Origin of the sequence: Arthrobacter sp. zg-Y20 (genome assembly GCF_030142075.1) — a bacterium.
Lineage (GTDB): Bacteria > Actinomycetota > Actinomycetes > Actinomycetales > Micrococcaceae > Arthrobacter_B.
Genome location: NZ_CP126241.1, coordinates 647,387 through 672,526 on the forward strand (window position 1 = coordinate 647,387; position 25,140 = coordinate 672,526).

The 25,140-nt window shown below is 66.2% G+C and carries 23 protein-coding genes, 1 tRNA gene, 1 pseudogene and 2 riboswitches; of the genes and pseudogenes, 16 read left to right on the plus strand and 9 right to left on the minus strand.

The window, feature by feature from the left end; genetic code table 11:
- The first annotated feature begins 10 nt into the window (after nucleotides 1-10).
- The 9 genes from QNO06_RS03215 to fdhD all read left to right on the plus strand — a co-directional run bounded on the left by QNO06_RS03215 (nucleotide 11) and on the right by fdhD (nucleotide 7,568).
- Entirely contained in the window at nucleotides 11-709 is a 699-nt protein-coding gene (locus QNO06_RS03215) for an iron-dependent transcriptional repressor DtxR (RefSeq protein WP_227913514.1), read from the plus strand.
- Between the two features lie 90 nt (nucleotides 710-799).
- A riboswitch (cyclic di-AMP (ydaO/yuaA leader) is annotated at nucleotides 800-994 on the plus strand.
- 117 nt (nucleotides 995-1,111) lie between these two features.
- Nucleotides 1,112-1,762 (plus strand): M23 family metallopeptidase, encoded by a 651-nt coding sequence (locus QNO06_RS03220; RefSeq protein WP_227913513.1) that lies wholly within the window; start codon nucleotides 1,112-1,114, stop codon nucleotides 1,760-1,762.
- Nucleotides 1,763-1,887: 125 nt separating this feature from the next.
- A riboswitch (cyclic di-AMP (ydaO/yuaA leader) is annotated at nucleotides 1,888-2,046 on the plus strand.
- Nucleotides 2,047-2,049: 3 nt separating this feature from the next.
- Nucleotides 2,050-2,841 (plus strand): NlpC/P60 family protein, encoded by a 792-nt coding sequence (locus QNO06_RS03225; protein WP_227913512.1) that lies wholly within the window; start codon nucleotides 2,050-2,052, stop codon nucleotides 2,839-2,841.
- A gap of 22 nt (nucleotides 2,842-2,863) precedes the next feature.
- On the plus strand, nucleotides 2,864-3,655 hold the full coding sequence (locus QNO06_RS03230) for an NlpC/P60 family protein (protein ID WP_227913511.1): 792 nt from the start codon (nucleotides 2,864-2,866) through the stop codon (nucleotides 3,653-3,655).
- Between the two features lie 246 nt (nucleotides 3,656-3,901).
- A complete protein-coding gene (locus tag QNO06_RS03235; protein ID WP_227913510.1) occupies nucleotides 3,902-4,402 on the plus strand; it encodes an HNH endonuclease in 501 nt (166 codons plus the stop codon).
- Nucleotides 4,402-5,058, plus strand: coding sequence for a molybdenum cofactor guanylyltransferase (gene mobA, locus QNO06_RS03240; RefSeq protein WP_227913509.1), 657 nt, complete (start codon nucleotides 4,402-4,404; stop codon nucleotides 5,056-5,058). Before QNO06_RS03235 ends, mobA begins: the two co-directional genes overlap by 1 nt.
- Nucleotides 5,058-5,342 carry a DUF6457 domain-containing protein gene (locus QNO06_RS03245; protein WP_227913508.1) on the plus strand — a complete coding sequence of 95 codons (285 nt, stop codon included), beginning with the start codon at nucleotides 5,058-5,060 and terminating at the stop codon, nucleotides 5,340-5,342. The genes mobA and QNO06_RS03245 overlap by 1 nt, the downstream gene beginning before the upstream one ends.
- Nucleotides 5,339-6,634 (plus strand): molybdopterin molybdotransferase MoeA, encoded by a 1,296-nt coding sequence (locus QNO06_RS03250; protein ID WP_227913507.1) that lies wholly within the window; start codon nucleotides 5,339-5,341, stop codon nucleotides 6,632-6,634. Before QNO06_RS03245 ends, QNO06_RS03250 begins: the two co-directional genes overlap by 4 nt.
- A gap of 85 nt (nucleotides 6,635-6,719) precedes the next feature.
- The gene (gene fdhD, locus QNO06_RS03255) at nucleotides 6,720-7,568 is read left to right on the plus strand and encodes a formate dehydrogenase accessory sulfurtransferase FdhD (RefSeq protein ID WP_227913506.1); all 849 of its coding nucleotides are present in this window, start codon (nucleotides 6,720-6,722) and stop codon (nucleotides 7,566-7,568) included.
- 60 nt (nucleotides 7,569-7,628) lie between these two features.
- Here the strand turns inward: fdhD and QNO06_RS03260 are convergent, their stop codons facing one another.
- Nucleotides 7,629-9,380, minus strand: a complete 1,752-nt coding sequence (locus QNO06_RS03260) for a sensor histidine kinase (protein ID WP_227913505.1) — start codon at nucleotides 9,378-9,380, stop codon at nucleotides 7,629-7,631.
- A gap of 192 nt (nucleotides 9,381-9,572) precedes the next feature.
- Here QNO06_RS03260 and QNO06_RS03265 point away from each other — a divergent pair, with 192 nt between their 5' ends.
- Complete coding sequence (locus QNO06_RS03265) at nucleotides 9,573-11,468, plus strand: ABC transporter ATP-binding protein (RefSeq protein WP_227913504.1); 1,896 nt, start codon at nucleotides 9,573-9,575, stop codon at nucleotides 11,466-11,468.
- Nucleotides 11,469-11,475: 7 nt separating this feature from the next.
- On the opposite strand, the gene QNO06_RS03270 is transcribed toward QNO06_RS03265, so the two are convergent.
- The 5 genes from QNO06_RS03270 to QNO06_RS03290 are packed head-to-tail and all read right to left on the minus strand — an operon-like array spanning nucleotide 11,476 to nucleotide 15,859.
- Nucleotides 11,476-12,243, minus strand: coding sequence for a glucosamine-6-phosphate deaminase (locus QNO06_RS03270; RefSeq protein WP_227913503.1), 768 nt, complete (start codon nucleotides 12,241-12,243; stop codon nucleotides 11,476-11,478).
- Between the two features lie 2 nt (nucleotides 12,244-12,245).
- Nucleotides 12,246-13,070, minus strand: coding sequence for a DeoR/GlpR family DNA-binding transcription regulator (locus QNO06_RS03275; protein ID WP_227913502.1), 825 nt, complete (start codon nucleotides 13,068-13,070; stop codon nucleotides 12,246-12,248).
- Nucleotides 13,057-13,929, minus strand: coding sequence for a class II fructose-bisphosphate aldolase (locus QNO06_RS03280; protein ID WP_227913501.1), 873 nt, complete (start codon nucleotides 13,927-13,929; stop codon nucleotides 13,057-13,059). Before QNO06_RS03280 ends, QNO06_RS03275 begins: the two co-directional genes overlap by 14 nt.
- On the minus strand, nucleotides 13,929-14,876 hold the full coding sequence (locus tag QNO06_RS03285; protein WP_284162624.1) for a 1-phosphofructokinase family hexose kinase: 948 nt from the start codon (nucleotides 14,874-14,876) through the stop codon (nucleotides 13,929-13,931). The genes QNO06_RS03280 and QNO06_RS03285 overlap by 1 nt, the downstream gene beginning before the upstream one ends.
- Before the next feature lie 32 nt (nucleotides 14,877-14,908).
- Nucleotides 14,909-15,859, minus strand: a complete 951-nt coding sequence (locus QNO06_RS03290; RefSeq protein WP_227913499.1) for an ROK family protein — start codon at nucleotides 15,857-15,859, stop codon at nucleotides 14,909-14,911.
- A 393-nt stretch (nucleotides 15,860-16,252) separates the two neighbouring features.
- On the opposite strand from QNO06_RS03290, the gene QNO06_RS03295 reads away from it, so the two are divergent.
- The 4 genes from QNO06_RS03295 (at nucleotide 16,253) to QNO06_RS03310 (ending at nucleotide 20,581) form a co-directional block, all read left to right on the plus strand.
- Complete coding sequence (locus QNO06_RS03295) at nucleotides 16,253-17,488, plus strand: extracellular solute-binding protein (RefSeq protein ID WP_227913498.1); 1,236 nt, start codon at nucleotides 16,253-16,255, stop codon at nucleotides 17,486-17,488.
- Nucleotides 17,489-17,552: 64 nt separating this feature from the next.
- Nucleotides 17,553-18,473 (plus strand): carbohydrate ABC transporter permease, encoded by a 921-nt coding sequence (locus tag QNO06_RS03300; protein WP_227913497.1) that lies wholly within the window; start codon nucleotides 17,553-17,555, stop codon nucleotides 18,471-18,473.
- Between the two features lies 1 nt (nucleotide 18,474).
- Nucleotides 18,475-19,386 (plus strand): carbohydrate ABC transporter permease, encoded by a 912-nt coding sequence (locus QNO06_RS03305; RefSeq protein WP_227913496.1) that lies wholly within the window; start codon nucleotides 18,475-18,477, stop codon nucleotides 19,384-19,386.
- A gap of 19 nt (nucleotides 19,387-19,405) precedes the next feature.
- Nucleotides 19,406-20,581: an ElyC/SanA/YdcF family protein gene (locus QNO06_RS03310; RefSeq protein WP_227913495.1), complete on the plus strand. Its 1,176-nt coding sequence runs from the start codon at nucleotides 19,406-19,408 to the stop codon at nucleotides 20,579-20,581.
- Nucleotides 20,582-20,623: 42 nt separating this feature from the next.
- Here QNO06_RS03310 and QNO06_RS03315 read toward each other — a convergent pair.
- Together QNO06_RS03315 and QNO06_RS03320 are read right to left on the minus strand one after the other, a co-directional pair.
- A tRNA-Arg gene (locus QNO06_RS03315) sits at nucleotides 20,624-20,697 on the minus strand.
- Between the two features lie 33 nt (nucleotides 20,698-20,730).
- The gene (locus tag QNO06_RS03320; RefSeq protein WP_227913494.1) at nucleotides 20,731-21,267 is read right to left on the minus strand and encodes a MarR family winged helix-turn-helix transcriptional regulator; all 537 of its coding nucleotides are present in this window, start codon (nucleotides 21,265-21,267) and stop codon (nucleotides 20,731-20,733) included.
- 83 nt (nucleotides 21,268-21,350) lie between these two features.
- On the opposite strand from QNO06_RS03320, the pseudogene QNO06_RS03325 reads away from it, so the two are divergent.
- Nucleotides 21,351-23,312 (plus strand): annotated as a pseudogene (locus QNO06_RS03325) (MMPL family transporter); the annotation flags it as partial.
- Between the two features lie 21 nt (nucleotides 23,313-23,333).
- On the opposite strand, the gene QNO06_RS03330 reads toward QNO06_RS03325, so the two are convergent.
- Nucleotides 23,334-23,978 carry a hypothetical protein gene (locus QNO06_RS03330; RefSeq protein WP_227913493.1) on the minus strand — a complete coding sequence of 215 codons (645 nt, stop codon included), beginning with the start codon at nucleotides 23,976-23,978 and terminating at the stop codon, nucleotides 23,334-23,336.
- 316 nt (nucleotides 23,979-24,294) lie between these two features.
- Between QNO06_RS03330 and QNO06_RS03335 the strand changes: the two genes are divergently transcribed.
- The gene (locus tag QNO06_RS03335; RefSeq protein WP_227913492.1) at nucleotides 24,295-25,098 is read left to right on the plus strand and encodes an inositol monophosphatase family protein; all 804 of its coding nucleotides are present in this window, start codon (nucleotides 24,295-24,297) and stop codon (nucleotides 25,096-25,098) included.
- The last annotated feature ends 42 nt before the right edge of the window (nucleotides 25,099-25,140 follow it).

The window sequence follows — 25,140 nt, forward strand, 5'->3', positions numbered from 1 at the left end:
GCGGCCCGTCATGACGGATCTCATTGACACAACTGAGATGTATCTCAGGACCATCCTGGAGCTGGAAGAAGAGAACATTGTGGCGCTGCGGGCACGTATTGCCGAGCGGCTGAGGCACTCAGGCCCCACCGTGTCCCAGACCGTTGGCCGGATGGAGCGTGACGGCCTCGTGGTGGTGGCGGGAACCCGCCGGCTCGAACTGACGGAACTGGGCCGCCGGCGCGCTACCGAGGTGATGCGCAAACACCGGCTCGCGGAGCGGCTGCTCTCGGACGTTATCGGCCTGGACTGGGCCTACGTCCACGACGAGGCCTGCCGGTGGGAACACGTGATGAGTGAGCGCGTGGAGCGCCGGCTGTATGAGCTGCTGGGACATCCCACGGAATCCCCTTACGGCAATCCGATTCCAGGCCTCGAGGGCATCGGCGGAGAGCCGGCACCGGTCTTCCACCAGGGCGTGCATGACCTGGTCTCTGCCGTGGCTGCCGTAGAGGCAGGATCCAAGCTGACCCTCCTGCGGCTGGCCGAACCCATCCAGGTGGAGCCGGAGCTGCTGTCCCAGCTGGATGAAGCCGGGCTCCGCCCCGGTGCGGAAATCACCGCCGAAGTCGTAGGCGGCTACATTTCCGTGCGTGTCCCCGGCATCGAAGGAGCGCTTGAATTGCCGGCAGAAGTGGCCGCACACGTTTTTGTGGCACACGCCGGGTAACGGAATGGTTACTTTTGGGACATTTACCCTATAGTGAATTCCGACGTTGAAACACCATCGTTATCCGGTCTGTCCGCCGAGCCCTGCCAACGGACCGGAGCACCAAACTCGTCAGGCAGGGGCGGAGGACCCAATTTCCGGCAGTAGAACTGCCTTGGGGTGAAGCCTTCCGGAGGCCGGCGGCAAAACGTGCATAGAAGCACGCAGTGCCGGCGGTGAGCCGAGGGCCGAGTTTCTCTACTCGAATCCGACAGCTAACTTCGCAGGCGTTCCAAGAGAGGGAAACACTTGTCGAAGCATGCTGCTTCGGGGCGCCGCCGTGCGGCTGCCCCTGTTGCGCCCGCCCGCCGGCGCAGCTCCCCGCCCTCCGGGCGCAGGCGGGTTGAAACAAAAACCCTGTCCATGGGTGGAGCCGCCCAGAAGGTGGCCATCACCGCCGCCACATCAGGCCTGATCCTCACCGCAGCGCTGCCCACCTCCGCGGCCGCTGACGATCCCGTCCAGCCGCAGCCGGTTTCAGCCGACACGCCGGTCTCCGCGGATGCCAACGCGAACATCGGATTTGCCCGCGCCGGGTTGAGCAGCAGCTATGACCCGGACGCCAAGCTGGCTTCCGTCGGCGTGGCAGCAGGGTCCCACGCGGTCCCCGCGGCCGCCAAGGGCACGCTGTCCACCCCGCTGGATTCTGCGCTGGTGGAGACATCGGGATTCGGCCACCGCGTCAGCCCCATTACGGGCGCAGCCGGGGAAATGCATAACGGCCAGGATTTCGCCGCCACCTGCGGCACCGCAGTAAACGCAGCGGCTTCCGGAAAAGTGGTCTTTGCCGGCTGGCACCCCTACGGCGGCGGCAACCGCGTTGTCATTGACCACGGCAACGGGGTCGAAACCACCTATAACCACCTCTCCGCCATTTCCGTGTCGGTAGGCAGCGAAATCAAGCGCGGAAACCTGGTGGGAGCAAGCGGAACAACGGGCTCTTCCACGGGTTGCCACCTGCATTTCGAGGTCATGGTAAACGGCGAAGTAGTGGACCCACTGAACTGGTTGTAACCGCACGAATATCATTTCGTGACCGGAACGTGACATAGCGCAAATGTTGCTGTACGCTCGTCCTCGTGCCCGATTGGCCAAAGATCGGGCACCTTCGAACAGATCGCCTAGCTCTGCCACTGTTTGAAGTCCGTTCGCAGAATCGCATGGCAGAGGCGGGGGAACCAATTTCGGGTTTCGCAAGAAGCCCTTGGGGTTAAGTTGCAAATGGCCTTAGGCCTGGCAACCGGGTGACTCCCATCCGAATCCGACAGCTCACCTCGTAGGCAATTGGGAGAGGCAAACCTGTGTCATCACACGCTCATGGCCGCCGTCGCGCAGCCACCGTTCAGACCAACCCGATCACTGCACTTTCCAAGGCAGTCAGCAGCAACGCAGGCATGGTAGGCCGTCAGGCCGCCGTCGTTGTGGCAGCATCCGGCCTCGTGCTGGCTGCAGGACTCCCTGCACAGGCAGCGTCCGTCAGCATGGACCGCCAGGCACTCGAATCCACCCCGCTGAACGTTGTAGCCGGGACAGTCAAGGCTAATGCGGACGCGGACGTAAAGCTCGCGGTCATGGAAGCACCCAGCTCCACCTCCGGCGCAGACTACCGTGCACAGGTAGCAGCTGAAGAAGCCGCAGTCGCAGCAGCTGCTGAGGCTCAGGCCCAGCAGGCAGCAGCAACCCAGCGTGCCGCTGCTTCCCGTGTTGCCGCACCTGTTGCAAACGGCGCAGTACAGACCGCATCCTCCACTCCCGCAGCACCGGCCGCTGACGCCGTAGCTCCGGGCAATGTGGCCGCCGGCCTCGTGGCCTCGGCTTACAGCCAGATCGGCGTGGCACAGGATTGCACCGCCATGGTCGAGAAGGCCCTGCGCTCCGTCGGCAAGTCCGTCGGCGACCTGGCTCCCGGCCAGTTCTTCCAGTACGGCACCGTTGTTGGCAGCCCCGCTCCCGGTGACCTGGTCATCAGTGCTACCCACGTCGCCATCTACGTTGGCAACGGACAGGTCATCAGCGGCGGTCTGAACGGTATGAACACCGGTCTGCACAGCCTCTCCGACCTGCACGGCTACAGCTTCGTCCGCGTCTCCTAAGCCCTGGTCTCCGAGAACAATCATGACCTCGACAATTGAGCGCGCCCGCCACCGGGCGCCGGTTGAACGCACCAGCACGCTGAACGCCCTTGCAGGTGCGGTCAGTGCAAACGCAGGAACGGTTGGCCGCCAGGCTGCCGTTATCGCAGCTGCCTCAGGCTTGGTCCTCACCACCGGTGTGGCCGCCAATGCTTCCGGCACGGAGCCCCTGCGGGATGTCCAGACGAGCACCCTGGATCTCACGGCAGCAAAGCTCGACAAAGTGTCTGCAGAAGCTGTGCTTCACTTTGAGTTCGAAGGCATTGCGGGCACCACTCCCGCGCCGGCGCCGGCAGCCCCTGTGGTGGAAGAGGCGCAGACCGCTCTCCAGGTTCAGGAAATGCCGGCCGCAGGTGCTGCGCAGGTTGCCCGTCCGGCATCCAACACAGCTCCGGCGGCAGGGGTCAACACCGCCGCCGCACCGGCACCGCAGGGCAGCCCCTCAGGGCTGGCCGCCACCATTGCTGCAGCAGCCTACGCCCAGCTGGGCGTCAACCAGGACTGCACCATGCTGGTGACCAATGCCCTGGCGGCTGCGGGGATCAACTTCCACGGATGGCCTGCAGGCTACCTGTCCCTTGGACGGACGGTCAGCGCAGCCGAGGCCATGCCCGGTGACTTGATCTACTACGCCGACGGCGGCATGGGCCTGGCCCACATTGCCGTATACGTAGGCGGTGGCCAAGCCGTGCACGGCGGCTTCAACGGCAACAGCACCGTTGTGGCACCGGCAGAACTCGGCTCGGGCGGCGTCTACATCCGCGTAGGCGGATAACGGCTTTTCTCTCCGGCCAAAAGCTCCTCCTTCGGGGGGAGCTTTTGCCGTTAACCGTCCGGGTCCGTCCCCGGGGACGGACCCGGACGGCGGAAGAAGGCGCCAGCGCCCAGGGCAAGGTTTCGGCCCCGGAAATGGCCAAGACTGCATTCCCGTCATACTCTTGCATAGACAATCCGATGTGCCGTAAGTGTGCCGGTGTCTAGTATTCACTGGCTCATGGACGGCCGACGAAGAGGTATGTGCATGCGCACTCTCGTTCTGAATGCTGGATATGAACCACTGGCCGTGATCACCTTCCGCCGCGCGCTGGTGCTGGTCCTGAGCGGGAAAGCGAGTGTGGTGGCGGAGAGCGGCGAGCCGGTAGTCGGGCCCTCTGAAATCCTCCCCAGACCCTCGGTTATCCTGCTCCACCGGTACGTCCGGGTCCCGTACCGGGAGGGCACCGTTGCCACCCGTCGGGGCGTGCTGCGCCGGGATAACCACGAATGCGCGTACTGCGGAAAGGCGGCAGCCACGGTGGACCATGTTGTTCCCCGTTCACGCGGCGGCGATGACAGCTGGGAGAACCTGGTTGCATGCTGCCTGCGCTGCAACAATACGAAGGGCGACAGGACGTTGGCACAGCTTGGCTGGCAGCTGCGTATTTCCCCGAAGGCGCCCCGTGGAGCGCGCTGGCAGATCCGCGAACTGGAGCGTCCGTCACCGCAATGGGACCCCTTCCTGCAGAACGACACTGCCGCCTGATGCCCGTTGTTCCGGTGTACGACGCCGTAATCCTCGCCGGCGGCCGTTCCTCCCGCCTCGGCGGCAGCCCCAAGGCACTGCTGCATACCGGTGGGCGCACCCTGCTGGAAACCACCTTGGACGCGGTTGCCGGGGCCCGGCGTGTGGCCGTAGTGGGACCGGGCTCACTGCTGCCGCTGCTTGAGGACGCGTCCCGCGAAACCGTGCTGGTGCGGGAGGAACCGGTGTTCGGCGGCCCGGCAGCCGCTGTTGCAGCGGGGCTGGAAGCCCTGCCCGCCTCGGGTGACTGGACGCTGGTCCTGGCCTGCGATATGCCGCGAATTGCCTCTGCGGCCGGAGTCCTGCTGGATGCGGCCGGCAGCGATGATTCCGACGGCGACTCCACCCTTCTGGCCCTTGACGCTGACGGCAGGAGCCAGCCGCTGGCGGGCCTGTACCGGACCGCAGACCTTCGTCAGGCCGTCCTCGGCCATGCACCCGGCGGCCTGACGAACATGTCCATGAAGGCTCTGCTTGCTAGGGTGCAATGGAGGGGTGTTGATGTTCCCCCCATGAGTACCGCCGATGTCGACACTTGGGCGGACGCGCGGATCTTGGGCGTAAGCACCGAAGGAACCGCGTTAACAGCATCGTCCAGCGAAGCGAAGGAGCACTAATGCCAAGCCAGCAGGAACAACTTGAGGCGTGGAGCGGGAGACTGCTCAAGGCACTGGAGCTCGAGGGGACACCCGTGGATATCTCCGCCGTGCTTGACCTCGCTGCGGCCGCAGCCCACAACGTGGTGCGGCCGGCAGCGCCGTTGACCACTTTTATTGCCGGGTACGCAGCGGGACTGGCTGCCGGCAGCGGACAGGCGGCCGACGCCGCGTCCATGCGTTCGGCCATGGCGGTGGCAGCCGCCGAATGCCGGGACGCAGCAGACGAAGGGGATGCGCAATGAGTGAAAAAAGCGCTCCCGTTATCCTGCCCGCACAACCCAATGCGTCTTGGGCCCAGGCCCGGCACGCGGCCTATGCCGCCGCCCGCCCGCTGCCCTACGAAACCGTTCCACTGGACGAAGCGCTGGGGCGGATCCTTGCCCTGGAGACCTCCGCGCTGCAGCCCGTCCCGCATTATGCTTCCGCCGCAATGGACGGCTGGGCCATAGCCGGGCCTCCGCCCTGGACGGTCATCACCCAGGAGGAACCGGAAGTGGAACGCTGGCAGATCCACAAGGAGTCCGGGCGGCGGGCGCTGCAGCCCGGGGAAGCCGTGAAAATCCTCACGGGCGGATTGATTCCCGAAGGCGCCGACGCCGTCCTGCGGTCCGAGAGCGGCTCTGTTTCGAACACCACGCCGCCGCGCCTGACCCGCAACGACCGGGCCCGCGAATCCGAACCGGCCGCCGGGGAGCACATCCGGCCCGCCGGGGAAGAGGCATCTGCCGGAGAGACCACCATCCCCGCAGGCAAGCTGCTCAACCCTGCCCATATTGCCCTGGCCGCCGTCTGCGGCCACGACACGCTGCCGGTGCTGCGTTCACCGCGGGTGTCCCTGCTGCTGACCGGTGATGAAGTGATTGATGCGGGGCTCCCGGAACCGGGCCAGGTCCGGGATACCTTCGGACCGCAGCTGCCGCAGCTGGTGTCAATGCTCGGCGGCAAGGTGGATGTGGTGCGCCGGCTCCCGGACCGGCTGGAGGAAGTGGTAGCAGCGCTCAGCAGCGAAGCCACGGACGAAATGTCTATTGCGATGTCCTCCGGCGACGTCCTCATCACCACCGGCGGTACCGGACGTTCCGAGGCCGACCACTTGCGCCGTGCCTTGGAAGAAGTGGAAGCCGAGCTCCTGATCGACGGGATTGCGATGCGTCCGGGCCACCCCACCATGCTCGCCCGGCTCCGGGACGGCAGGCTCCTGGTGGCCCTGCCGGGTAACCCGCTGGCAGCCATGATGGCCGTTTTTACCATCCTCCAGCCCCTCTTGGACGGACTGCGCGGCGCTCCGATTTCCCGGGAACGCCACGTGCTGGCCGGTGTGGACCTGGAACCGCTGCCCGGCCGCACCAGGCTGGTGCCGTGCAGTATCCAGGAGGACCGGGCCATGCCGTCCCCCTACTTCCGCTCCGGCATGCTGCGCGGCCTGGCCGAAGCGGACGCCGTGATGGTGGTGCCGCCCGAAGGCTGCATCAGGGACCAAGCAGTGATGGCCCTTCCCCTGCCCTGGCAGGTCAACCGGGCGCCCGCAGGATAACGTGCCGTACGCGGGCACCCGCTGACTGCGGATCCCGCCGCGGAGGGGCAACATAGAAGCAGGAAACAGGAATCAGGGAGGCATCATGGGACGGGTCACCACACGGGGACGGGTCACGAAATTCCGGCTGGACGGAAACGTCAGCCGGCGCGACGACGTCTTGGCGGGGGAGGAGCCGCTGGAGATCCGGGTGGGAGGAAAGAGTTTCACCGTCACCATGCGCACCCCCGGCGACGACTTTGACCTGGTAGCCGGTTTCCTGGTCTCGGAGGGTGTGATCTGGGAGCCCGGCCAGCTCATCAGCCTGCGCTACTGCGCGGGTGTGGATGAGGACGGCAAACAGACCTTCAACGTGGTGGATGTACAGCTGAGGCCCGGGACCCCGCTGCCGGATACCGGAATGGAACGGCACGTCTATACCTCCAGTTCCTGCGGCATCTGCGGCACGGCCTCCATCGAGGCCGTGCGCAAGTCCTCCCACTTTGATTTGGAGGGCGACGGCGTCCGGTTGCCCCTGGAGATGCTCGCGTCCCTGCCGGACCGGTTGCGCGAAGGGCAGAAGGTCTTCGACCGGACCGGCGGCGTGCACGCGGCCGGGCTCTTCAGCGCCGAAGGGGAGCTGCTGTGCCTGCGTGAGGACGTGGGCCGGCACAATGCGGTGGACAAGGTGGTGGGCTGGGCCCTTCGCGCCGGGCTGCTGCCATTGCGCGGCATGGTGCTGCAGGTCTCCGGCCGGGCCTCGTTCGAACTGGTCCAGAAGGCGCAGTTGGCCGGCATCCCGGTGCTCGCCGCCGTAAGCGCACCGTCGGCGTTGTCCGTGGAATTGGCCCAGGACGCGGGGCTCACGCTGATTGGATTCAGCCGCGGCATCTCGCTCAACTGCTATTCGGCACCCGAACGGATCCTGGCCCCGGTCACCGCGGTAAGCGCCTAGCGCCGACGGTCCCGTGTCCGCCTAACCGGCCCCGGGTCCGGGTGCCGGTGCGGAGTACGCCTAACGGCCTGCGGGCAGCAGGACCGTTGCGGTGGTGCCCGAACCCACCTTCGATTCGACGCCCAGTTCCCCGCCGTGCTGCAGCACAATGTCCTGCACAATGGCCAGGCCAAGCCCGGTTCCGGGAATGGCGGCCGAGGTGGCGTTGGAAGCGCGGAAGAACCGGCGGAAGAGATTGGGCAGCTCGGCTTCGGGGATGCCGATTCCGGTATCCGTGATCTGCACTCGGACGCTCGGCCCGGCGCCCTCGGCACGCACCAGCTCTGCCCGGACCAGGACGGATCCGCCAGCGGGGGTGAACTTCACGGCATTGGAGCAGAGGTTGGTGAAAACCTGCTCCAAGGCAGCGCTGTCACCGTCCACACAGAGCGGATCCGGGCCGAGCTCCAAGCGCAGATCCAGGTTGTTCGCGCCGGCCGCAGGGGCCAGGGACGCCGCAACCGCCTGGAGCAGCTCATGAAGGTCCACCTCTTCAACATCCAGGGTGCCCTCGTCGGCATCCTGGCGGGAGATGGTGAGCAGGTCGGTAATCAACTGGTTGAGCCGCACCGCGTTGCGGCCTACGATCTTCAGCATTTCCGCGACGTCGGCGGGGATGTCGCCGCCGGAGCCGTCCAGGATGAGGTCGAGGTATCCGGTGATGGAGGTCAGCGGGGTCCGCAGCTCATGGTTGACGGTGGCCACGAAATCCGTTTTCGCCTGGTCCAGTTCCCGCAGGCGTTTGAGCACCATCCGCTGCGCGGTGATCAGGTTTCCCTGCACCAGCCCGTGGGCGAGGTTTCCGCTGGCATGCTGGATCAGGGAGGTTTCAGTGCTGGTCCAGTCCCGGGGGCCGCGTTCACCGGCAAGCCACACCAAACCGAAGGCCTTATCCCCGTGGCCCAGCGGCACAATCATGGACGTCCCGAGCCCGGCGGCCAATGACGCCGGGCTCAGCGGGACCGGCTCGTCGCCGGCCGGCTGGCGATGGTCTTCGACGGCGAGTCCGCGGCCCCGTACCCACAGCTTTTCCGCAAGCTCGACGGCGGTGGATCCCGCCAGTGCTGGAATGGAACCGGTGGCTCCCTCACGGCTCCAGGACAGTGCCAGCTCGGGAACGCGCTCGTCCGGGAACGTCATCAGGAAGACATGGTCCGCTTGGAAGGTCTCGCCGAGTCCGTGGACCACTACTTCCGACATCTGCTGCGGATCATTGGTGGCACGGATGGACGCGGAAATGCGGCGGGTGTCCTCGCGCAGCCGGGCTGCAGTCATCCGGCGGCCCCGGCGCGCCTCGGCGGTCGCCAGCATAAGGTCCACCCGGCGGGTCAGGTCATCGGGGTCTACCGGACTGGCGACAAAGTCCGCAATTCCCAGTTCGACCATAAGGTCTATGTCGAGGCCGGCTTCGTCCGCCACCAGGATCACCGGCAGCTTGGTCAAGGCCGGTACTTCATGGCGCAGGCGCTTAAGCAGGTCCATTCCAGCGATCCGGCGGACACTGGAATCGACAACGGCGAGTACCGGTTCGGCAGCCCGTGCGGAAGCAACGGCCCCGTCCAAGTCCCGGACGGCAACAGGTTCCAGCCCCGCGGCGGCGAGGATTCCGGCGGTCACCGAGAACACGTCTGGCCGCTGCACGGCCACCAGCGCGGTACAGCGGCGTGCGGCGCCGTCCGTGGGGACAGCCCCGGGGGCCGCCTCCGGCACGGAAGCGTCCAAGGTGGGTACGCCCTCCGTGGGGGCAGCAGGGGGGTTCAGTGCCGGAGACATAGCGGCCTTTCGTAGGTGCCCGGTTCAGCACGGGGGCAGCGTTTCGAAGTGTATCAGCGCACGGCGCCAATTCCGTGACATGTTTCACGCTGTGGAAAGGAAAGTCGCCGGCGGTTTCAGCCCCTGGCGATCGGCCGGGCCGGAGCGGGACAGGGGCTTAAGCTGGAACGTGCATACAACGGAGGAAAACACATGAGTATGGAAGGCGCAGCCTGGAGCTCGCTTCACAAAATCTCGCGCGGCAGCGGAAATGACCGGAAGATCTCCCGGGAAACCCTGAAGCGGATCATCCGTTTCGCCGCTCCCTACCGTTTCCGGCTGCTGGGCTTTGTCCTGCTGTCGGTGGTCGGGGCATTCCTTGCCGTGGCCACGCCTGTACTGGCCGGCGAGGTGGTCAACTCCATCGTGGCCGGGACCGCTCCCGGCGTGGTGGTTCGGCTGGCCCTGCTGATCGCCGTCGTCGCCGTTGCCGACGCCGCCGTCTCCCTCGCCACCCGGTGGTTCTCCTCGCGCATTGGTGAAAGCGTCATCCTGGACCTGCGGACCGCGGTGTTCGACCACGTGCAGAAAATGCCGGTGGCGTTCTTCACGCGTACCCGCACCGGCGCCCTGGTCAGCCGGTTGAACAATGACGTCATTGGCGCCCAGCAGGCCTTCAGCGGCACCCTCTCCGGAGTGGTGAGCAACGTCGTCGCCCTGGTGCTGACCCTGATCGTGATGCTCGGGACGTCCTGGCAGGTGACTGTGCTGGCCATGCTGCTGCTGCCGGTGTTCCTGCTGCCGGCCCGGCGGATGGGAGGACGGCTGGCCGCCCTGCGGCGCGAAGCCGCCAACCACAATGCCTCGATGGGCACCCAGATGACCGAGCGGTTCTCCGCCCCCGGTGCCACCCTGATCAAGCTGTTCGGCCGGCCCGACGCCGAATCCCGGGAATTCGCCCTGCGCGCGTCCCGGGTCCGCGATATTGGCGTCAAGACCGCCATGATGCAGTCGGTCTTCGTGACCGCCCTGACCCTGGTTTCCGCCCTGGCGCTGGCCCTGGTTTACGGGCTGGGCGGCTATCTAGCCCTGCAGGGAAGCCTGAACACGGGCGACGTCGTCACCCTGGCCCTGCTGTTGACCCGCCTGTACGCGCCGCTGACCTCCCTGGCCAATGCCCGCGTGGAGGTTATGAGCGCGGTGGTGAGTTTCGAGCGGGTCTTCGAGATCCTCGACCTGCGCCCCCTCATCCGGGAAAAGGACAGCCCCGCCCCGGTGCCCGCCGGTCCGCTGAGCGTGGAGTTCGACGACGTGCGCTTCGCGTACCCCACCGCGGACAAGGTTTCCCTGGCCTCGCTGGAGGACGTGGCCGTTTTGGATACACGCGGCGGCGAGGAAGTCCTGCACGGGATATCTTTCCGGGTGGACCCTGGCCAGACGGTAGCCCTGGTAGGCACTTCCGGCGCCGGCAAATCCACCATTGCGCAGTTGCTCTCCCGGCTTTACGACGTCGACTCGGGTGCCGTGCGCTTCTCCGGCACCGACGTCCGTGACCTGAGCTTTGCCGGCATCCGGCAGGCCCTGGGCATGGTCACGCAGGACGGGCACCTGTTCCACGAAACCATCCGGGCCAACCTGCTCCTGGCGAACCCCGGGGCCAGCGACGAAGAGGTCTGGGACGCGCTGCGCCGGGCCCGGCTCGAGGACATGGTGCGCTCCCTGCCGGACGGGCTGGAGACCATGGTGGGGGAGCGCGGGTACCGGCTTTCCGGCGGTGAACGCCAGCGCATGACCATTGCACGGCTGCTGCTGGCACAACCGCGCATCGTCATCCTGGATGAGGCGACGGCGGCCCTGGACTCGACGTCCGAGGCCGCGGTCCAGGCCGCCCTGGGGGAGGCCCTGCAGGGCCGGACCGCCGTCGTTATTGCGCACCGGCTCTCCACCATCCGCAACGCGGACCGCATCCTGGTGATTGAGGACGGACGGATTGCGGAGCAGGGCACGCACTCGCAGCTGCTGGCACAGGGAGGACGTTACGCGGAGCTCTACAACACACAGTTCGCAGCAGATCCGGCAGCGGAAAGCGATACCGCCGCCAGGTCCTAGGCCGGGCCTACCGCAGGGTGTCCATCCCGCTGCGGACCTCCCGGTAGTAGTCCTGCAGCTTCAGTTCCGCGGCGGCGTCGGGGTCCAGGACAAACGTGGCGTGCGGGTGCATCTGCAGCACGGAGGCGGGGCACATGCTGGACAGCGGGCCCTCCACCGCGTCCGCAACGGCCCGAGCCTTCGCCTTCCCCTGCGCCACCAGCAGCACCTTCCGCGCTTCACCGATGGTACCCAGTCCCTGGGTGAGGCACAGGGCGGGCACCTGCGATGCGTCGGCGAAGAAACGGGCGTTGTCCCGCCGGGTGGCGGACATGAGGGTTTTGACCCGGGTGCGGGACGCCAGCGACGACGTGGGCTCGTTGAAGCCGATGTGCCCGTTCCGGCCAATGCCCAGGATCTGCAGGTCAATACCGCCGGCTGCACGGATGGCGGCCTCGAAATCCGCGCAGGCGGCAGCCAGATCCGCGGCCGTACCGTTCGGCACGTGCACGTTGGCAGGGTCCAGGCCCAGCCGTTCGGTGACCTCGCGGCGGATCACTGAGGCGTAACTCTCCGGGTGCTGCGGGTCCAGGCCCACGTATTCGTCCAGGGCAAAGGCCTGCAGCGCGGACAGTTGCGGGCTGCGGTGCCGCTCCAGGACTTCGTAGATCGCCAGCGGAGAGGATCCGGTGGCGACGCCCAGGGTGCGGAGCTGCCCGGCCGCCACACCGCGCAGGATTTCCTGCGCCGCGAAATCCCCCACCTCGGCAGGACTGTCAAGGATCACCACATGCATTGTCAGCTCCCTGCCCGCTGGGCGGACCCGGTGACCGTTTTCGCCGGCGCCACAATAACCCGGGTTCCGCGGCTTTCGAACTCCGCTTTCTCGCCCTCGGTGATACCGCTGTCGGTGATCAGGTTGCTGAAGACGTAGCCGCTCAGCGTCGCGAAGCTCCGGGTGCCGATTTTGGAGGAGTCGGCCACGATGTAGGTTTCGGAGGCCCGCTGCGACATCAGTGAATTCACTGCAGCCTCCCCTTCATCGCTGACTGTGGGGCCTACCTCGGCGTCGAGCCCGTTGACCCCCACAAAGGCCAGGTCCAGGGCTACGCGCTGAAGGATCACATCGGTGTAGGGCCCCACCAGCTCATAGGATCTCGGGTTCACGACGCCGCCGGTCACCATAACGCGGATATTCGGCCGGACCACCAGTTGCACGGCGATGTTAATGGCATTGGTGACAACCGTGAGCGTGGGTTTGCTGGACGGTTCCATCAGGTCCCGGCGCATGCCCAGGGCCTGGGCAATGGCCGTGCTGGTGGTTCCGCCGCAAAGTCCGATCACCGCGCCCTTGGGCACCAGCGCACTGGCGGCCTGCGCGATGGCCTGCTTTTGCGCAGTGTGGTCATCGCGGGTGTACCGGGTCGGCAGGTCATAGGCCACTGCCTCCATGGTGGCACCGCCGCGGGTCCGGGTGAGGAGCCGCTGGGCGGCAAGGGTATCCAGGTCCCGCCGGGCGGTGGCGGGGGATACCTTCAGCTCGGCCATGACGTCCTCAACCTGCACGTGGCCGCGCGCAGCCAGGAGGTCGAGGATGGAGTTGAGCCGCTCAGTCTTTTCCATGGGTGACAGCCTTTTCCGCGTTCGCGCTCAGCGCGAAGAGGGACAGCAAACGGCTTGCTTCGGGGGCGAGCGCCCGGCGGCCTGCGGAGAAGTACTTCCTGGAGTCGACCAGGTCCGGGTCGGTTCCAAGCGACTGGCGCACGGCGCGGGTGAAGAAGCCGTTCAGGTGCGTGGAAACGTTAATCTTAGTCATCCCGGCGGCGATGGCGGCAGCCAGCATGGCATCCGCAACCCCGGAGGAACCATGCAGGACCAGGGGGATGGGCAGGGCCGAGTGCAGTTCCGCGATGAGGTCCAGGTCCAGTGCGGCAGTGCGCTGCGCCATGGCATGCGAGGAACCTACGGCAACGGCCAGCGCGTCGACGCCGGTGGACATCACAAAGTCCGCTGCTTCGAAGGGATCCGTCCGTACCCCGGGAGCGTGTGCACCGTCCTTGCCTCCTATCTTCCCCAGCTCGGCCTCCACAAACACGCCCAGCGGCTCAGCATGCTTAACCACCCGTGCCGTGGCCGCCACGTTCTCGCTGTACGGCAGGTGCGCGCCGTCGTACATCACCGAGCCGAAGCCGAGCCGGACCGCCTGGTGCACCAGGTCCTCATCCTGCGCGTGGTCCAGATGCAGGGCAACGGGCACGGCTGCGGCCGAGGCCACGGACAGGCATGCTGCCGCCAGCGGTTCAAGGGCGCCGTGGTAGGAGGCGCAGTTCTCCGAAATCTGCAGTATCACCGGCAGCCCTGCCGCTTCGGCGCCCTCGACAATGGCTTCCGCCGTCTCCAGGTGCAGGACATTGAAGCTGCCGATGCCGGTCCCTGCGGCAAAAGCGTCCGCCACGAGTGTCCGGGTTGGTGTAAGACCCATCAGTTTTCCTCCAGTACAGCGGATGCGGTGCGGTCATGATGCGAGGTGATGGTGATCTGCTCCTGCAGGGAGCGGTAGCTGGACGGGATTTCACCGGCCGCCGGCATCAGCACGGCGGCGGAGGAACAGGCGGCCGCCAGGCGGAGCATGCGGGCGGTGTCCCGGCTGCCGGCGGCCAGAGTCACCGCGACGGCGGCCACCGCCGCATCGCCTGCGCCGGTGGGGTTGCCGGTCAGGGTCCGTCCCAGCCGGGCGTGCAAGTAGTGGTCCGGATCCGTTGCGGAAAATGCGAGCAGTCCAGCCTCCCCGCAGCTGAGGAAAACCGTCCGCGCGCCGGCGTCGAGCAGGGAACGCGCCGCCCGGCGCAGGTCTTCTTCGCCGGTGGCTTCCCTCAGCTCGTGCTGGTTGGGTTTGAGTGCGAAGGCACCAGCCTCGGCCGCCCGCACCAGGTCCGCGCCCGAGGCGTCGATGATGCAGGGGATGTCCCGGCCGGCCGCGGCGTGGACCAGATCCGGGTAGAACCCGGCAGGGGCCCCCGGCGGGAGGCTGCCTGAGCCCACCACCACGCTTGCCCCGGACATGGCGGCGTCCACCTGGCGCTCAAGTTCCTGCCACTGGGCGGAGGTGAGGGGCAGCCCGGTTTCGTTGAAGATGCTGGTGAGGCCCGAGGTGCTGTCCACGAACGCCATGGTCCGCCGCGTTGCCGCGGTGACCGGCACCAGCCGGTGCGGGATTCCGCTGCCGAGGAGGTCCTCACGGCAGCGCTCGCCGGTCAGCCCGCCGCAGGTGGCAACGGCCAGCACCGGCGCGCCGAGCTGGTGCGCCACCCGTGCAACATTGAGGCCTTTGCCGCCGGCCCGGACCAGGGGAGGGGAAACCCGGTGGCTGCCGCCCGGGGTGAAGGCCGAAACAGCATAGGTCTCGTCCAGGGCGGGATTGGCGGTCACGGTCAGGACACCGCCTGCGCGGCCCCACCCGTTCACGCCGGTTCCCCCAGCATCCCCCGTGCATGCAGCGCCGCGCCCATAAGCCCGGCATCCTGTCCGAGGGTGGACACCCGGATGTCCGGGCGGCGGTGGAAAGACAACCGTGAGTCCACGGCCCGGACCAGGGGCCCGGTTAATTCGTCTCCGGCCTGGGACAGTCCGCCGCCCAGGATCACTGCCTCGGTCCCCAGCACCGCGGCCAGCTGGCAGATTCCCTCGGCCAGGGCTGCCACCGCCTGGTCCCACACCTCCCGGGCTGCCGGCTCCCCGGCCCGGGCTGCCCTGAGCACCGCTTCCGCACCGGTTGTCCGATTGCCCGTTCGTTCGTTGTAGCGCCGGACGATGGCACCGGCCGAGCCCACCGTTTCCAGGCACCCGTAGGCCCCGCACGCGCACTGCGTACCCGACGGGACAGGTGAGTGGCCTATTTCCCCGGCAAAACCGCCTGCACGTACCCTGCGTCCGTCACAGAACACCGCTCCGGCAATCCCCGTGCCGATGATCAGGACCACTGCATCCCGCAGCCCGCGTCCGGCACCGAGGTGCATTTCCGCCTCACCGGCTAGGCCGACGTCGTGCCCGAACGCTACCGGCAGCATGCCGTTCTCCTCGCGCAGCCGCCGGGCAAACGGGAAGTTCCGCCACCCGAGGTTCGCCGCAACAATGCCGATCCCGGCCTGCTCATCCACGAGGCCGGGCACCACAAAGCCAAGGGCCCGCACCGATGCCTGCGGGAACTCGCGCACGTACCGACGGGCCAGCCCGGATACTTCGCGGATTATCGCCTCGCCGGGGCTCGCTGCGTCCCGGGGCGTGGGGACCCGCTGCAGGGAGTGGAACACGCCGTCGTTGTCCTGGAGGGCGGCCTTGATATCTGTCCCGCCCACATCGAAGGCCAGGACGGATTCCCCGAAGGAATGCCGGCTCGGCGGGAGATGGGACATGGTGCTCCTAGGTGTGTGACTGGCCCGGCAACTACGGAAAGTCCCTCAATGATGGACTTTGATTGGTATGCGTGTCTATAGATCAATAAAAATCATGCACTTCGACCCTGCTGGAGGCCCAAGTTGACCCTGCAACCGCGGGACAGGGGTAACTCGAGCAGTAAATATCCCGCAGAAGGGGTTGACTGCGCGCCCAGAGAGGGCAATTATTTCCTGCAACAGGCTGACGGAGCCTGATTGATAGTCCTGCATACTTATCAACTTCCATCACACCTACTTCAGCATTACCTTCCCCAGCACGTTCCTCCCCGCCGCGGAATGCGGCCGCTACTATCCGGTTCCCCGCCCTCGGCACCCTCGGCACCGGGCGGGAACCAATTGAAAGAGGACCCAATGAAGAGCACACTTCGAATTGGCCTGGTGGCGCTGGCAGCCTCCGGAGCACTGGCCGTTTCCTCCTGCGGTTTCGGGGGCAGCGGTTCCGACGGTGACGGCGACGCAAGTTCCATCGACCTGCTGGTGCCGAGCTACTCGGACGGCACCAAGGCGCTGTGGGAGGGCGTCATCGAGGATTTTGAAGCCGCCAATGAAGGGATCACGGTCAACCTGCAGGTTGAGTCGTGGGAAAACCTCGAATCGGTGCTGCAGACCAAGATCCAGTCCGGCGAAGCTCCGGACATCTACAACGGCGGAGCGTTTTCGGCTTTTGCCGATGAGGGACTGCTCTACCCGGCAGAGGACGTGGCGTCCGACGAAACCATCAGCGACTTCCAGGACTCGTTTGCGGCCAATGAGACGCTGGACGGCACGCAGTACGGATTCCCGCTCATTGCCTCGGTGCGCGCCCTTTTCTACAACAAGGACCTGTTCCAGGCTGCGGGTGTGGCCGAGCCTCCGACCACCTGGGATGAACTGTATGCAGCTGCGCAGAAAATCTCGGCTACCGGGACCCCCGGCTACGGCATGCCGCTGGGCTCCGAGGAAGCACAGGGTGAAAGCCTGATTTGGTTTGCTGGCAACGGCGGAGATTTCGGCGACGAATCCGCCATAGCCGTGGACACCCCGGAGAACCTCGAGGCCGCCGAATTCATGAAGAAAATGATTGCCGGAGGCGTGACCCAGCCGGATCCGGGAGCCACGCAGCGTACCCCCATGATCAACGTGTTCGCACAGGGCAAGATCGGCATGGTCTACGCCCTGCCCCAGACAGTAGGCCAGATTGCCGAGGACAACCCGGACCTGAACTACGGCATAGCCAGTGTTCCCACCCGCACCGGCGAGCCCTCCACCTTGGGCGTAGCGGACCGGCTGATGGCCTTCAAGAACGACGAGGATAAGCAGGAAGCCATCACCGCATTCATGGACTTCTTCTACGCCGAGGACAACTACGTGGACTGGGTCCAGACCGAAGGGTTCCTGCCGACTACCAAGAGCGGCTCCGAGGCGATGGCCTCGGATGAGGACCTGTCGACCTTCCTGGACATGCTCCCCAGCGCCAAGTTCTACCCCACTACCAACCCGGCCTGGAACACCACGGACGGCGCCTTCAAGTCGCTGATGGGCCAGCTTGAAGACCAGGAGCCCAAGGCAGTCCTGGAGCAGATCCAGTCCAAGGCTGACGCAGCCTGATCCGCCCGGGGCCGCTGCCCGGCGCAGGCGGCGGCCCCACCAGTCCCAGAACAGGTTGAACTCCATGAGCACACTTCGGCAGGTACGCCTGCGTACCGGCAAGCGGCGGGGCAGCAATGAAAGCGTGTGGGCCGCGCTGCCCTGGATCGGTCCGGTCCTGCTGCTGATCTTCGGCATTGTTATTTTCCCCGCCGGCTACATGATCTACAGCTCCACCCGGCGTATCAGCCAGGCCGGAACCAATGTGGAGGGTGTGGGAGCGGCGAACTTCCTCACCGTCTTCGAGGACCCCAACCTGCCGCGGATCCTGCTTAACACAGTGGTCTGGGTGGTGGTGGTGGTCACCTTGACCGTGGCCATTTCACTGGCCCTGGCGAACTTCCTGAACAAGCCGTTTCCAGGACGCACCTTTGTGCGGATGGCAGTGGTGGTCCCGTGGGCGGCCAGCGTGGTCATGACTACCACCGTGTTCTACTACGGCCTGGACCGCGACTACGGCATCATTAACAAGTTCCTGGTGGACGTGGGGCTGATGGATGCCTCCTACGGGTTCACCAAGAACACGGCCACGGCGCTCGCCGCCGCCATTGTGGTGGGTGTGTTTGTATCCATCCCCTTTACTACCTACACGCTGCTGGCCGGCCTGCAGGCCGTGCCGGGGGACGCGCTGGAAGCGGCCAAGATGGACGGTGCCGGACCGGCGCGCACCTACTTCAGCGTGGTGCTTCCCCAGTTGCGCGGCGCCCTGGCGGTGGCGGTGCTGATCAACATCATCAACGTGTTCAACAACCTGCCCATCCTGAGGATCATGACCGGGTCCATTCCGGGCTACAGCGCCGACACCCTGATGACGTACATCTTCAAGGTCCTGCAGTTCGACCGGCGCCTGGATGTGGCCAGTGCGCTCAGCGTCGTTAATTTCGCCGTCGTGCTGGTGATAGTGGCCGCCTACGTGAAGATCGTTCGACCCATGAAGGAGGCCTGACATGGCCGTCACTGCCCCTGCGCCCCCGGCAGGTTCCGTGCCCGCTGCGGAACCCCGGAAGCGGCGCTACGGCGCCGACAATGTCAGTGCCCGGCGGATGTGGGCGCGCACGGTCATCGGTGCGCTGATTGCCCTGGTTTTCCTCACCCCGTACCTCATCATGCTGGTGGGGTCGCTGAAAACCAGGTCGGAAATCCTTTCGGTTCCCCCCGAGTACCTGCCCGGGGACGGGCTGCAGTTCGGCAACTACCAGTCCATGTGGTCCACCCCGGAAACCCCGCTGACCTACAACCTGCTGTCCACCATCATCATTGCGGTCCTAGCCACGCTGCTGGTGCTGCTGGTGGCCACCCCGGCCGCGTATTACACCGCAAGGTTCCGGTTCCCGGGCCGGCTGGTCTTCCTGTTCCTGGTGATTGTGACCCAGATGCTCCAGCCGGCGGTCCTCACGGCCGGACTGTTCCGGCAGATGCTGTGGCTGGACCTGAACGACACATGGGTGGCCATGATCCTGATTAACGCGGCCTTCAACCTCTCCTTCGCGCTATGGATCATGCACAGCTTCTTTGCCGCCATTCCGCAGGAGATTGACGAAGCGGCACAGATTGACGGCGCCGGACGGCTCAAAGTGCTGATGCGGATCAACCTGCCGCTGGTCTGGCCGGGGATTGTGACAGCGGTGATTTTCACTTTTGTGGCGTCCTGGAACGAGTTCGCGGCGAGCCTCGTGATTATGTCCACGGCGGAGAACCAGCCCCTGTCCGTGGCGCTGACTAAGTTCATCGGCCAATACGCCACCAGCTGGCAGTACGTTTTCGGCGTGTCAATCGTCGCCATTGTGCCGGTGATTATTCTCTTTGCCGTCATCGAAAAGCGCCTCATCGGCGGACTTACCGCGGGTGCCGTGAAGTAAGCAATCCATAGGAGCGGACATGATGAAACTCGCTGCGGGCGTCCTGCTCGCCTCAGTCGTTGCGCTTTCGGCCTGTTCCGGTCCGGCCGGCGCCACTGCTTCGGCCACGGCCTCCCCGGGTATGTCCTCTCCGGGGGCCGACGCCGGCGGGGAGGGGGAGTCGCTCGAGTCACTGTTCAGCGCGGTCCGCAACAACGCCCCCACAGGCGAGCGCATCGACGCCCTGGAGGCCATCGCGATGCACTACTACTGGTACGGCGGCGACCTGTTGCAGGCCGAAGAGGAAATCTTCCAAGGCATCACCCTGCACGGGGATTACGACGTGGTGGCGCAGGCATTTGCGCAGGCGGTGGAAATGGACCCGTGGGACGTGGACCTGAGGTATTCACTGGCCTCGGCACAGGTGCTGCAGAAGAAGCTTCCGGAGGCCATGGACACCTACGCCGGCATCCTCGCCCTGGATCCGAAAAACTTCAATGCCCGGCTTACGCACACCGTGTACTCAAAGGTGACCGGTGACACCGCGGCCTACACAGCCGGGATGGAAGAACTGCGGCGGCTGGACCCTGAACGTGCCGCGGACTTTGAGGCGCGGATCCAGACGGTCGACGACGTCGCCGCCGTTCCCTTTAACACAAAGGTCCCGGACGGAGTGCCCGCTCAGCACCACGCCTTCGTTGTCCTCGGCTATGCACTTTCGGACACGGGTGAAATGGAAGAAACACTGATTGAACGGCTCAAAGTAGCGAAGGCGGCAGCGGACAAGTATCCCGATTCCCTGCTGATCGTGACCGGCGGCGTTCCCAAGGGCGGCATCACGGAGTCGGATGCGATGGCCCGCTGGCTGACGGAGAACGGCGTGGCGGAGGACCGGATCATCAAGGAGGGCCTGGCAACGGACACGGTGGAGAACGCACTCTTCTCGCTTGAACGGGCGCAGGACGCCGGCGTGGAAAGCATGACGCTCATCAGCAGCGCCAGCCACATGCGGCGTGCCCTGGTGGTCTTCGGGGAGACCGAGAAACTGCTGGCCCATCTGTCCGGCAGCAAGCCGCGCGACATCGGCAACGCCGTCTACCTCGACTACCCCACCGCCGAAGAGGCGTCCGTTATGGGCCCGGACGAAGAAATGGTCATTATGCGGGACCTGATGCGTTCCTCGGGAATCTGGGCCTTCCCCGGGCTGCAGCGCTAGCCGGTTCGGGTGAAGGCAGGCAGGGGGCCTTAAAACAGAAAGTGCCCCCGGCCGGAATCGAACCGACGACCTGCCCTTTAGGAGAGGGCCGCTCTATCCTACTGAGCTACGGAGGCGGACCGCCGGGCTTCCCGGCGGGCGATATCAGCTTACCCGTTTCTCCCGCGGCCCGTTTGCAGCGTTTCCGGTGCGGCGCCGTCGGGCCCGGCTGCCTGGCTGCCGTCGGGCGCCAGCCGGGCCAGGTACCGCGAATAGCTCTCGCGGATGGACTGCATAAAGCCGAGTATGGTGCGCAGCTCCTGGTCCGTGTAGCGGGACATCACTTCGTCATTCATGGCACCCAGCGGGCCGAAGTATGCTCCGGCCAGCTCCATGGCCAGCGGTTCAAAGTGCAGGGTGACTTTCCGCCGGTCCGAGTGGGTGCGGTTGCGGTGGATGTGGCCGATGCGTTCAAGCCGGTCGATCACCGCGGTGGTGGCACCCGAGGACGTGCCCAGCCGGGCGCTCAGCTGCCCGGCGGTCAGTGCCTCGTGGCGGATTTCCGCCTCCATGATGAGCACCAGGGCCCGCATGTCCGTGGCGTTGAGTCCGTGGGTGTGCGCAAAGGCATCCGCCACACGCTGTCCGTCCACGCTCATACCGCGGATTGCGTCGACGATGTCGCGCCTCAGTTCCTGATCTTCCACAAGATCCATACTAACTTGGAATTGAAGTATCTCGATATCTGAGATACTTTCGAATGGAGATACTTACGTCACGGGAGAAGCACATGTACGCAGGGATAGTGAAGAACGCCAAGACGGCGTGGGTCACTCTGCTGATCGGGGTGGCCGTCATCATTGGCCTTTTTGCCCTGCCAGTCGAGGAAAACGACACCACGGGGGTGGGCGGCCTGGACGACAAGTACCAGTCCACCCAGGTTGCGGAGCTGCTTGAGGAATTCCCAGACGCACAGGAATCCTCCGCCATCGTGGTCATCTCCCGGGAAGACGGCGGTCCGCTGACCGATGCCGATACTGCAGCCATTGCCGGGATCAATGCCGCGGCCACCGAAGCCGGGGCCTCCGGCCCGCCGCCGCAGGTTCAGCCTGTGGTTTCGGAAAACAAGCTGGTGGCGATCGTGCCGCTGACACTGCAGGCCGCGGCCGACGACGGCGACGCCGTCTCCGCGGAAGTGGAGGCCCTGCGCAGCGCCGTTTCCGATGCAGCCCCTGAGGGGGTCAAAGCGGAGCTGACCGGCGGAGCCGCATTCAGTGCGGACCTGGCCGGAGTGTTCTCCGGGGCAAACTTCGTGCTGCTGACCGTCACCGCCGGCGTCGTTGCCGTGCTGCTGCTGATCACCTACCGTTCTCCGTGGCTGTGGATTGTGCCGCTGGCCATTGTGGGTGCCATTGAACAGCTCGCCGCCAAGGTGGTGGACCTGCTGGCCCCGGCCACCGGTATTACCGTGGACCCGTCCGCGGTCGGCATCACCAGCGTGCTGGTCTTCGGTGCCGCCACGAACTACGCGCTGCTGCTGATTGCCCGCTACCGGGAGGAACTGCGCGCCCACAGCTCGGTGTACGAAGCCATGGCCAAGGCCCTGACCCGCACCCGCGGGGCCATTATTGCCTCCGGCGGCACCGTGATCCTGGCGCTGCTGACCCTGCTGTTCACTGACACCGCCAGCTACCGGGGCCTGGGTTTCTCCGCCGCCATCGGCATTGTGCTGGCAATCTTCAGCGCCCTGTTCCTCCTGCCGGTGGCGCTGGTGCTGCTGGGCCGCAAACTGTTCTGGCCGTTTGTGCCCAAGGTGGGGGACCCGGCCAAGGAAGGCAAGTTCTGGGGCCGGCTGGGTGAGGCCACCGCACGCCGCCCCAAGACCATTGCCGGCATCGCCGTCGTCGTCCTGCTGGCCCTGGGCAGTGCCCTGTTCAGCATGCAGATTGGCCTCAGCGAGAACGAACAGTTCCGCGAAAAGCCGCAGGCCGTCACAGCCGCCGAGACGCTCGCTGAAGGCTTCCCGGCAGGTTCCTCCTCGCCGGTCACCGTCCTGGTGGACACTGCCGCGGCCGACGACGCCGTTTCACAGCTGCAGGATGTCGAGGGCGTTACCGCGGCCACGGCGGGCACCGAGCATGACGGCAAGACCCGGATTGAACTGATCACCGGCTACGAGGCAGGCACCGACGAGGCGAACACCTTCATCACGGACCTGCGCGCGGACCTGGCCGGGGAGGACTACGGCGCTCTGGTGGGCGGTGAAGCCGCCGAACGCGTGGACCAGCTCGCCGCCAACCAGCACGACACCGTCCTGGTGGGAACCACCGTGATTGCCTTGGTCTTCCTGGTCCTCACCATCCTGCTGCGCTCCCTAGTAGCACCGGTGCTGCTGGTGGCCTCGGTGCTGCTGACCTTCCTGGCCGCCACCGGGCTGAGCTGGCTGGTCTTCGAGAATGTGCTGGACTTCCCGGCCATGGACGTGCAGACCCTGCTGTATTCCTTCCTGTTCCTGGTGGCGCTGGGTGTGGACTACAACATCTTCCTGACCACCCGGGCCCGTGAAAACGCGGTCACCATGGGAACAAAGCAGGGCATGCTGGCGGCACTGCGCTCCACCGGCGGCGTCATCACCAGCGCCGGCATCCTGCTGGCCGCTGTGTTCGCCGTGCTGGGAGTGCTTCCGCTGGTGACCCTGACGCAGGTGGGCATCATCGTGGCCGTCGGTGTCCTGTTCGACACCCTGCTGGTGCGGACCGTGGTGGTACCGGCCCTAACCTTCATCCTTGGCGAGCGGTTCTGGTGGCCGTCCCACCCGTCGCGTGAAGACGGCAACCACGGACGCCGCAAGGCTGAGGGCCAGCAGGATCCAGCGGGTGACGGTCAGCGTGCACGCCAGGGCGGCGTCGCCTCCCGATAGTTCGGCTGCGCCAAGGGCATTGTCAATGGCGATGTTCTCCCACAGGTCCGCGACCACAAAGAGGATCGGCGCACTGAAGAGCACCCAGCGCAGCGTCCGGCGCTGGGTGTTCAGCCCGATTATCAGCAGCCAGGTCAGGCCGAAGATCAGCGGGAAAAGCACCCCGGCGGTCTTGTGCACATAGCTGAGTTGGCCCAGGGCATCGGCGTCCATGGCCGCACGCAGCGCGGCCAGATGGTCTTCGCCGTATCCGAAGACCATCGAATCCGGCATGGCCAAGCCGTCGGCGAGCTGGGTCAGCTGGCCCAGGACCAGCAGATGCAGGTACCAGAAGAGGAAGAGCGTGGTCACCACGCCCGCAATGACCACCAGGCCGGGGCTGGACTTGCCCTGCGGTCCCGGGGTTCCCGGACCGGCAGGGGCTCCGGGGGTGCCGGGCCGCGGCAGGCCGGCCTGAGCTCCGTGTTTTGCGGCGCGCTGTGCTGCTGATTTTCCCATACGTACAGTATGGCCGCACTGCCGGGGAGGCCCGGCCTGCAGCGCCGCGGGGACCGGGCGCTGCGGGGTTTGGGGGTCCTTCACCGTCGCCTTCCGTACAGCTGATGCGGCCTGCCTGGTGCCTTAAGTACAGCTGATGCGGCCTGCCAGCCCTCCAAGCCGCATTAGCTGTACACATGCCACACCCGCACACCCGCACACCCGCGCACCGCACACCTGCACCCCGTCCAAATGCCCCGTCTGTGCCCTCCTGTGCCGGGGAGGCCCGCCCGTTTGCGCCTGTCCGGGGCGGAGACGGGCGGCTACGCTGGGAGGCATGAGTGAGAATGCCCTGCCCGAGGACTTCCAACTGGCCGCCGACCTGGTGCGCGAAGCCGGGCAGCTTGCCCTGCAGATGCGTGCCGAGGGGCTGACCGCCAGCCAGAAAACCTCGGTGTCCGACGTCGTCACCGCCGCGGACCGCGAGGCGGAGGCGCTGGTGGTGCGCCGGCTGCGGGAACTGCGTCCGGACGACGGCATCGTGGGGGAGGAGGGTGCCAGCCACAACGGCACCTCCGGCCGGTCCTGGGTCATCGACCCCGTGGACGGGACCTACAACTTCTTCACCGGGTCCACCTACTGGTGCTCGGCCATTGCACTGCGGTCCGAGCCGGGCCCGCACGAACTGCCGGGTGACCCCGACGTGCTGCTCGGCGCCATCTACCAGCCGCAGGAAGACCTGCTGTGGGTTGGCGGCAAGGGCCGCCCGGCCACCCTCAACGGCGAGCCGATCGGTGCGCCGGCCGACGAACCGCTGAACCGGCTATGCGCCGGCACCTACTTGCACCCCACTTGGCTGCAGCGCCCGGAAGTGGTGGGCCCGTGGACGGCAGCGGCGTCGCGCGCAGCAACCCTGAGGATGATGGGCTCGGGCTCCTGCGACCTGGGCCGGGTGGCTTCCGGCCAGCCCGGGGCCTGGTTCCAGCACAGCTGCCCGGAATGGGACTGGCTGCCCGGAAAAGCCATTGTGCTGGCTGCCGGCGGCAGCACCGCCGTCGTCGAAGTAAACGGGTTCCGCTGGCACATTGCCGGTTCCGCCGGCGCCGTGCGGGAGATCCACGAAGCCCTGACCTCCGCCTGACCGGCTGCCCGTGGTCCGGGCGTGGACCGGACCGCAGGCGGT

Bases quoted from the DNA above. Each gene is read 5' to 3' on its own strand.
- QNO06_RS03215 (WP_227913514.1), top strand. From the start codon at position 11: ATGACGGATCTCATTGACACAACTGAGATGTATCTCAGGACCATCCTG.
- QNO06_RS03220 (WP_227913513.1), top strand. From the start codon at position 1,112: ATGGGTGGAGCCGCCCAGAAGGTGGCCATCACCGCCGCCACATCAGGC.
- QNO06_RS03230 (WP_227913511.1), top strand. From the start codon at position 2,864: ATGACCTCGACAATTGAGCGCGCCCGCCACCGGGCGCCGGTTGAACGC.
- QNO06_RS03235 (WP_227913510.1), top strand. From the start codon at position 3,902: ATGCGCACTCTCGTTCTGAATGCTGGATATGAACCACTGGCCGTGATC.
- mobA (WP_227913509.1), top strand. From the start codon at position 4,402: ATGCCCGTTGTTCCGGTGTACGACGCCGTAATCCTCGCCGGCGGCCGT.
- QNO06_RS03245 (WP_227913508.1), top strand. From the start codon at position 5,058: ATGCCAAGCCAGCAGGAACAACTTGAGGCGTGGAGCGGGAGACTGCTC.
- QNO06_RS03250 (WP_227913507.1), top strand. From the start codon at position 5,339: ATGAGTGAAAAAAGCGCTCCCGTTATCCTGCCCGCACAACCCAATGCG.
- fdhD (WP_227913506.1), top strand. From the start codon at position 6,720: ATGGGACGGGTCACCACACGGGGACGGGTCACGAAATTCCGGCTGGAC.
- QNO06_RS03260 (WP_227913505.1), bottom strand. From the start codon at position 9,380: ATGTCTCCGGCACTGAACCCCCCTGCTGCCCCCACGGAGGGCGTACCC.
- QNO06_RS03265 (WP_227913504.1), top strand. From the start codon at position 9,573: ATGAGTATGGAAGGCGCAGCCTGGAGCTCGCTTCACAAAATCTCGCGC.
- QNO06_RS03270 (WP_227913503.1), bottom strand. From the start codon at position 12,243: ATGCATGTGGTGATCCTTGACAGTCCTGCCGAGGTGGGGGATTTCGCG.
- QNO06_RS03275 (WP_227913502.1), bottom strand. From the start codon at position 13,070: ATGGAAAAGACTGAGCGGCTCAACTCCATCCTCGACCTCCTGGCTGCG.
- QNO06_RS03280 (WP_227913501.1), bottom strand. From the start codon at position 13,929: ATGGGTCTTACACCAACCCGGACACTCGTGGCGGACGCTTTTGCCGCA.
- QNO06_RS03290 (WP_227913499.1), bottom strand. From the start codon at position 15,859: ATGTCCCATCTCCCGCCGAGCCGGCATTCCTTCGGGGAATCCGTCCTG.
- QNO06_RS03295 (WP_227913498.1), top strand. From the start codon at position 16,253: ATGAAGAGCACACTTCGAATTGGCCTGGTGGCGCTGGCAGCCTCCGGA.
- QNO06_RS03300 (WP_227913497.1), top strand. From the start codon at position 17,553: ATGAGCACACTTCGGCAGGTACGCCTGCGTACCGGCAAGCGGCGGGGC.
- QNO06_RS03305 (WP_227913496.1), top strand. From the start codon at position 18,475: ATGGCCGTCACTGCCCCTGCGCCCCCGGCAGGTTCCGTGCCCGCTGCG.
- QNO06_RS03310 (WP_227913495.1), top strand. From the start codon at position 19,406: ATGATGAAACTCGCTGCGGGCGTCCTGCTCGCCTCAGTCGTTGCGCTT.
- QNO06_RS03330 (WP_227913493.1), bottom strand. From the start codon at position 23,978: ATGGGAAAATCAGCAGCACAGCGCGCCGCAAAACACGGAGCTCAGGCC.
- QNO06_RS03335 (WP_227913492.1), top strand. From the start codon at position 24,295: ATGAGTGAGAATGCCCTGCCCGAGGACTTCCAACTGGCCGCCGACCTG.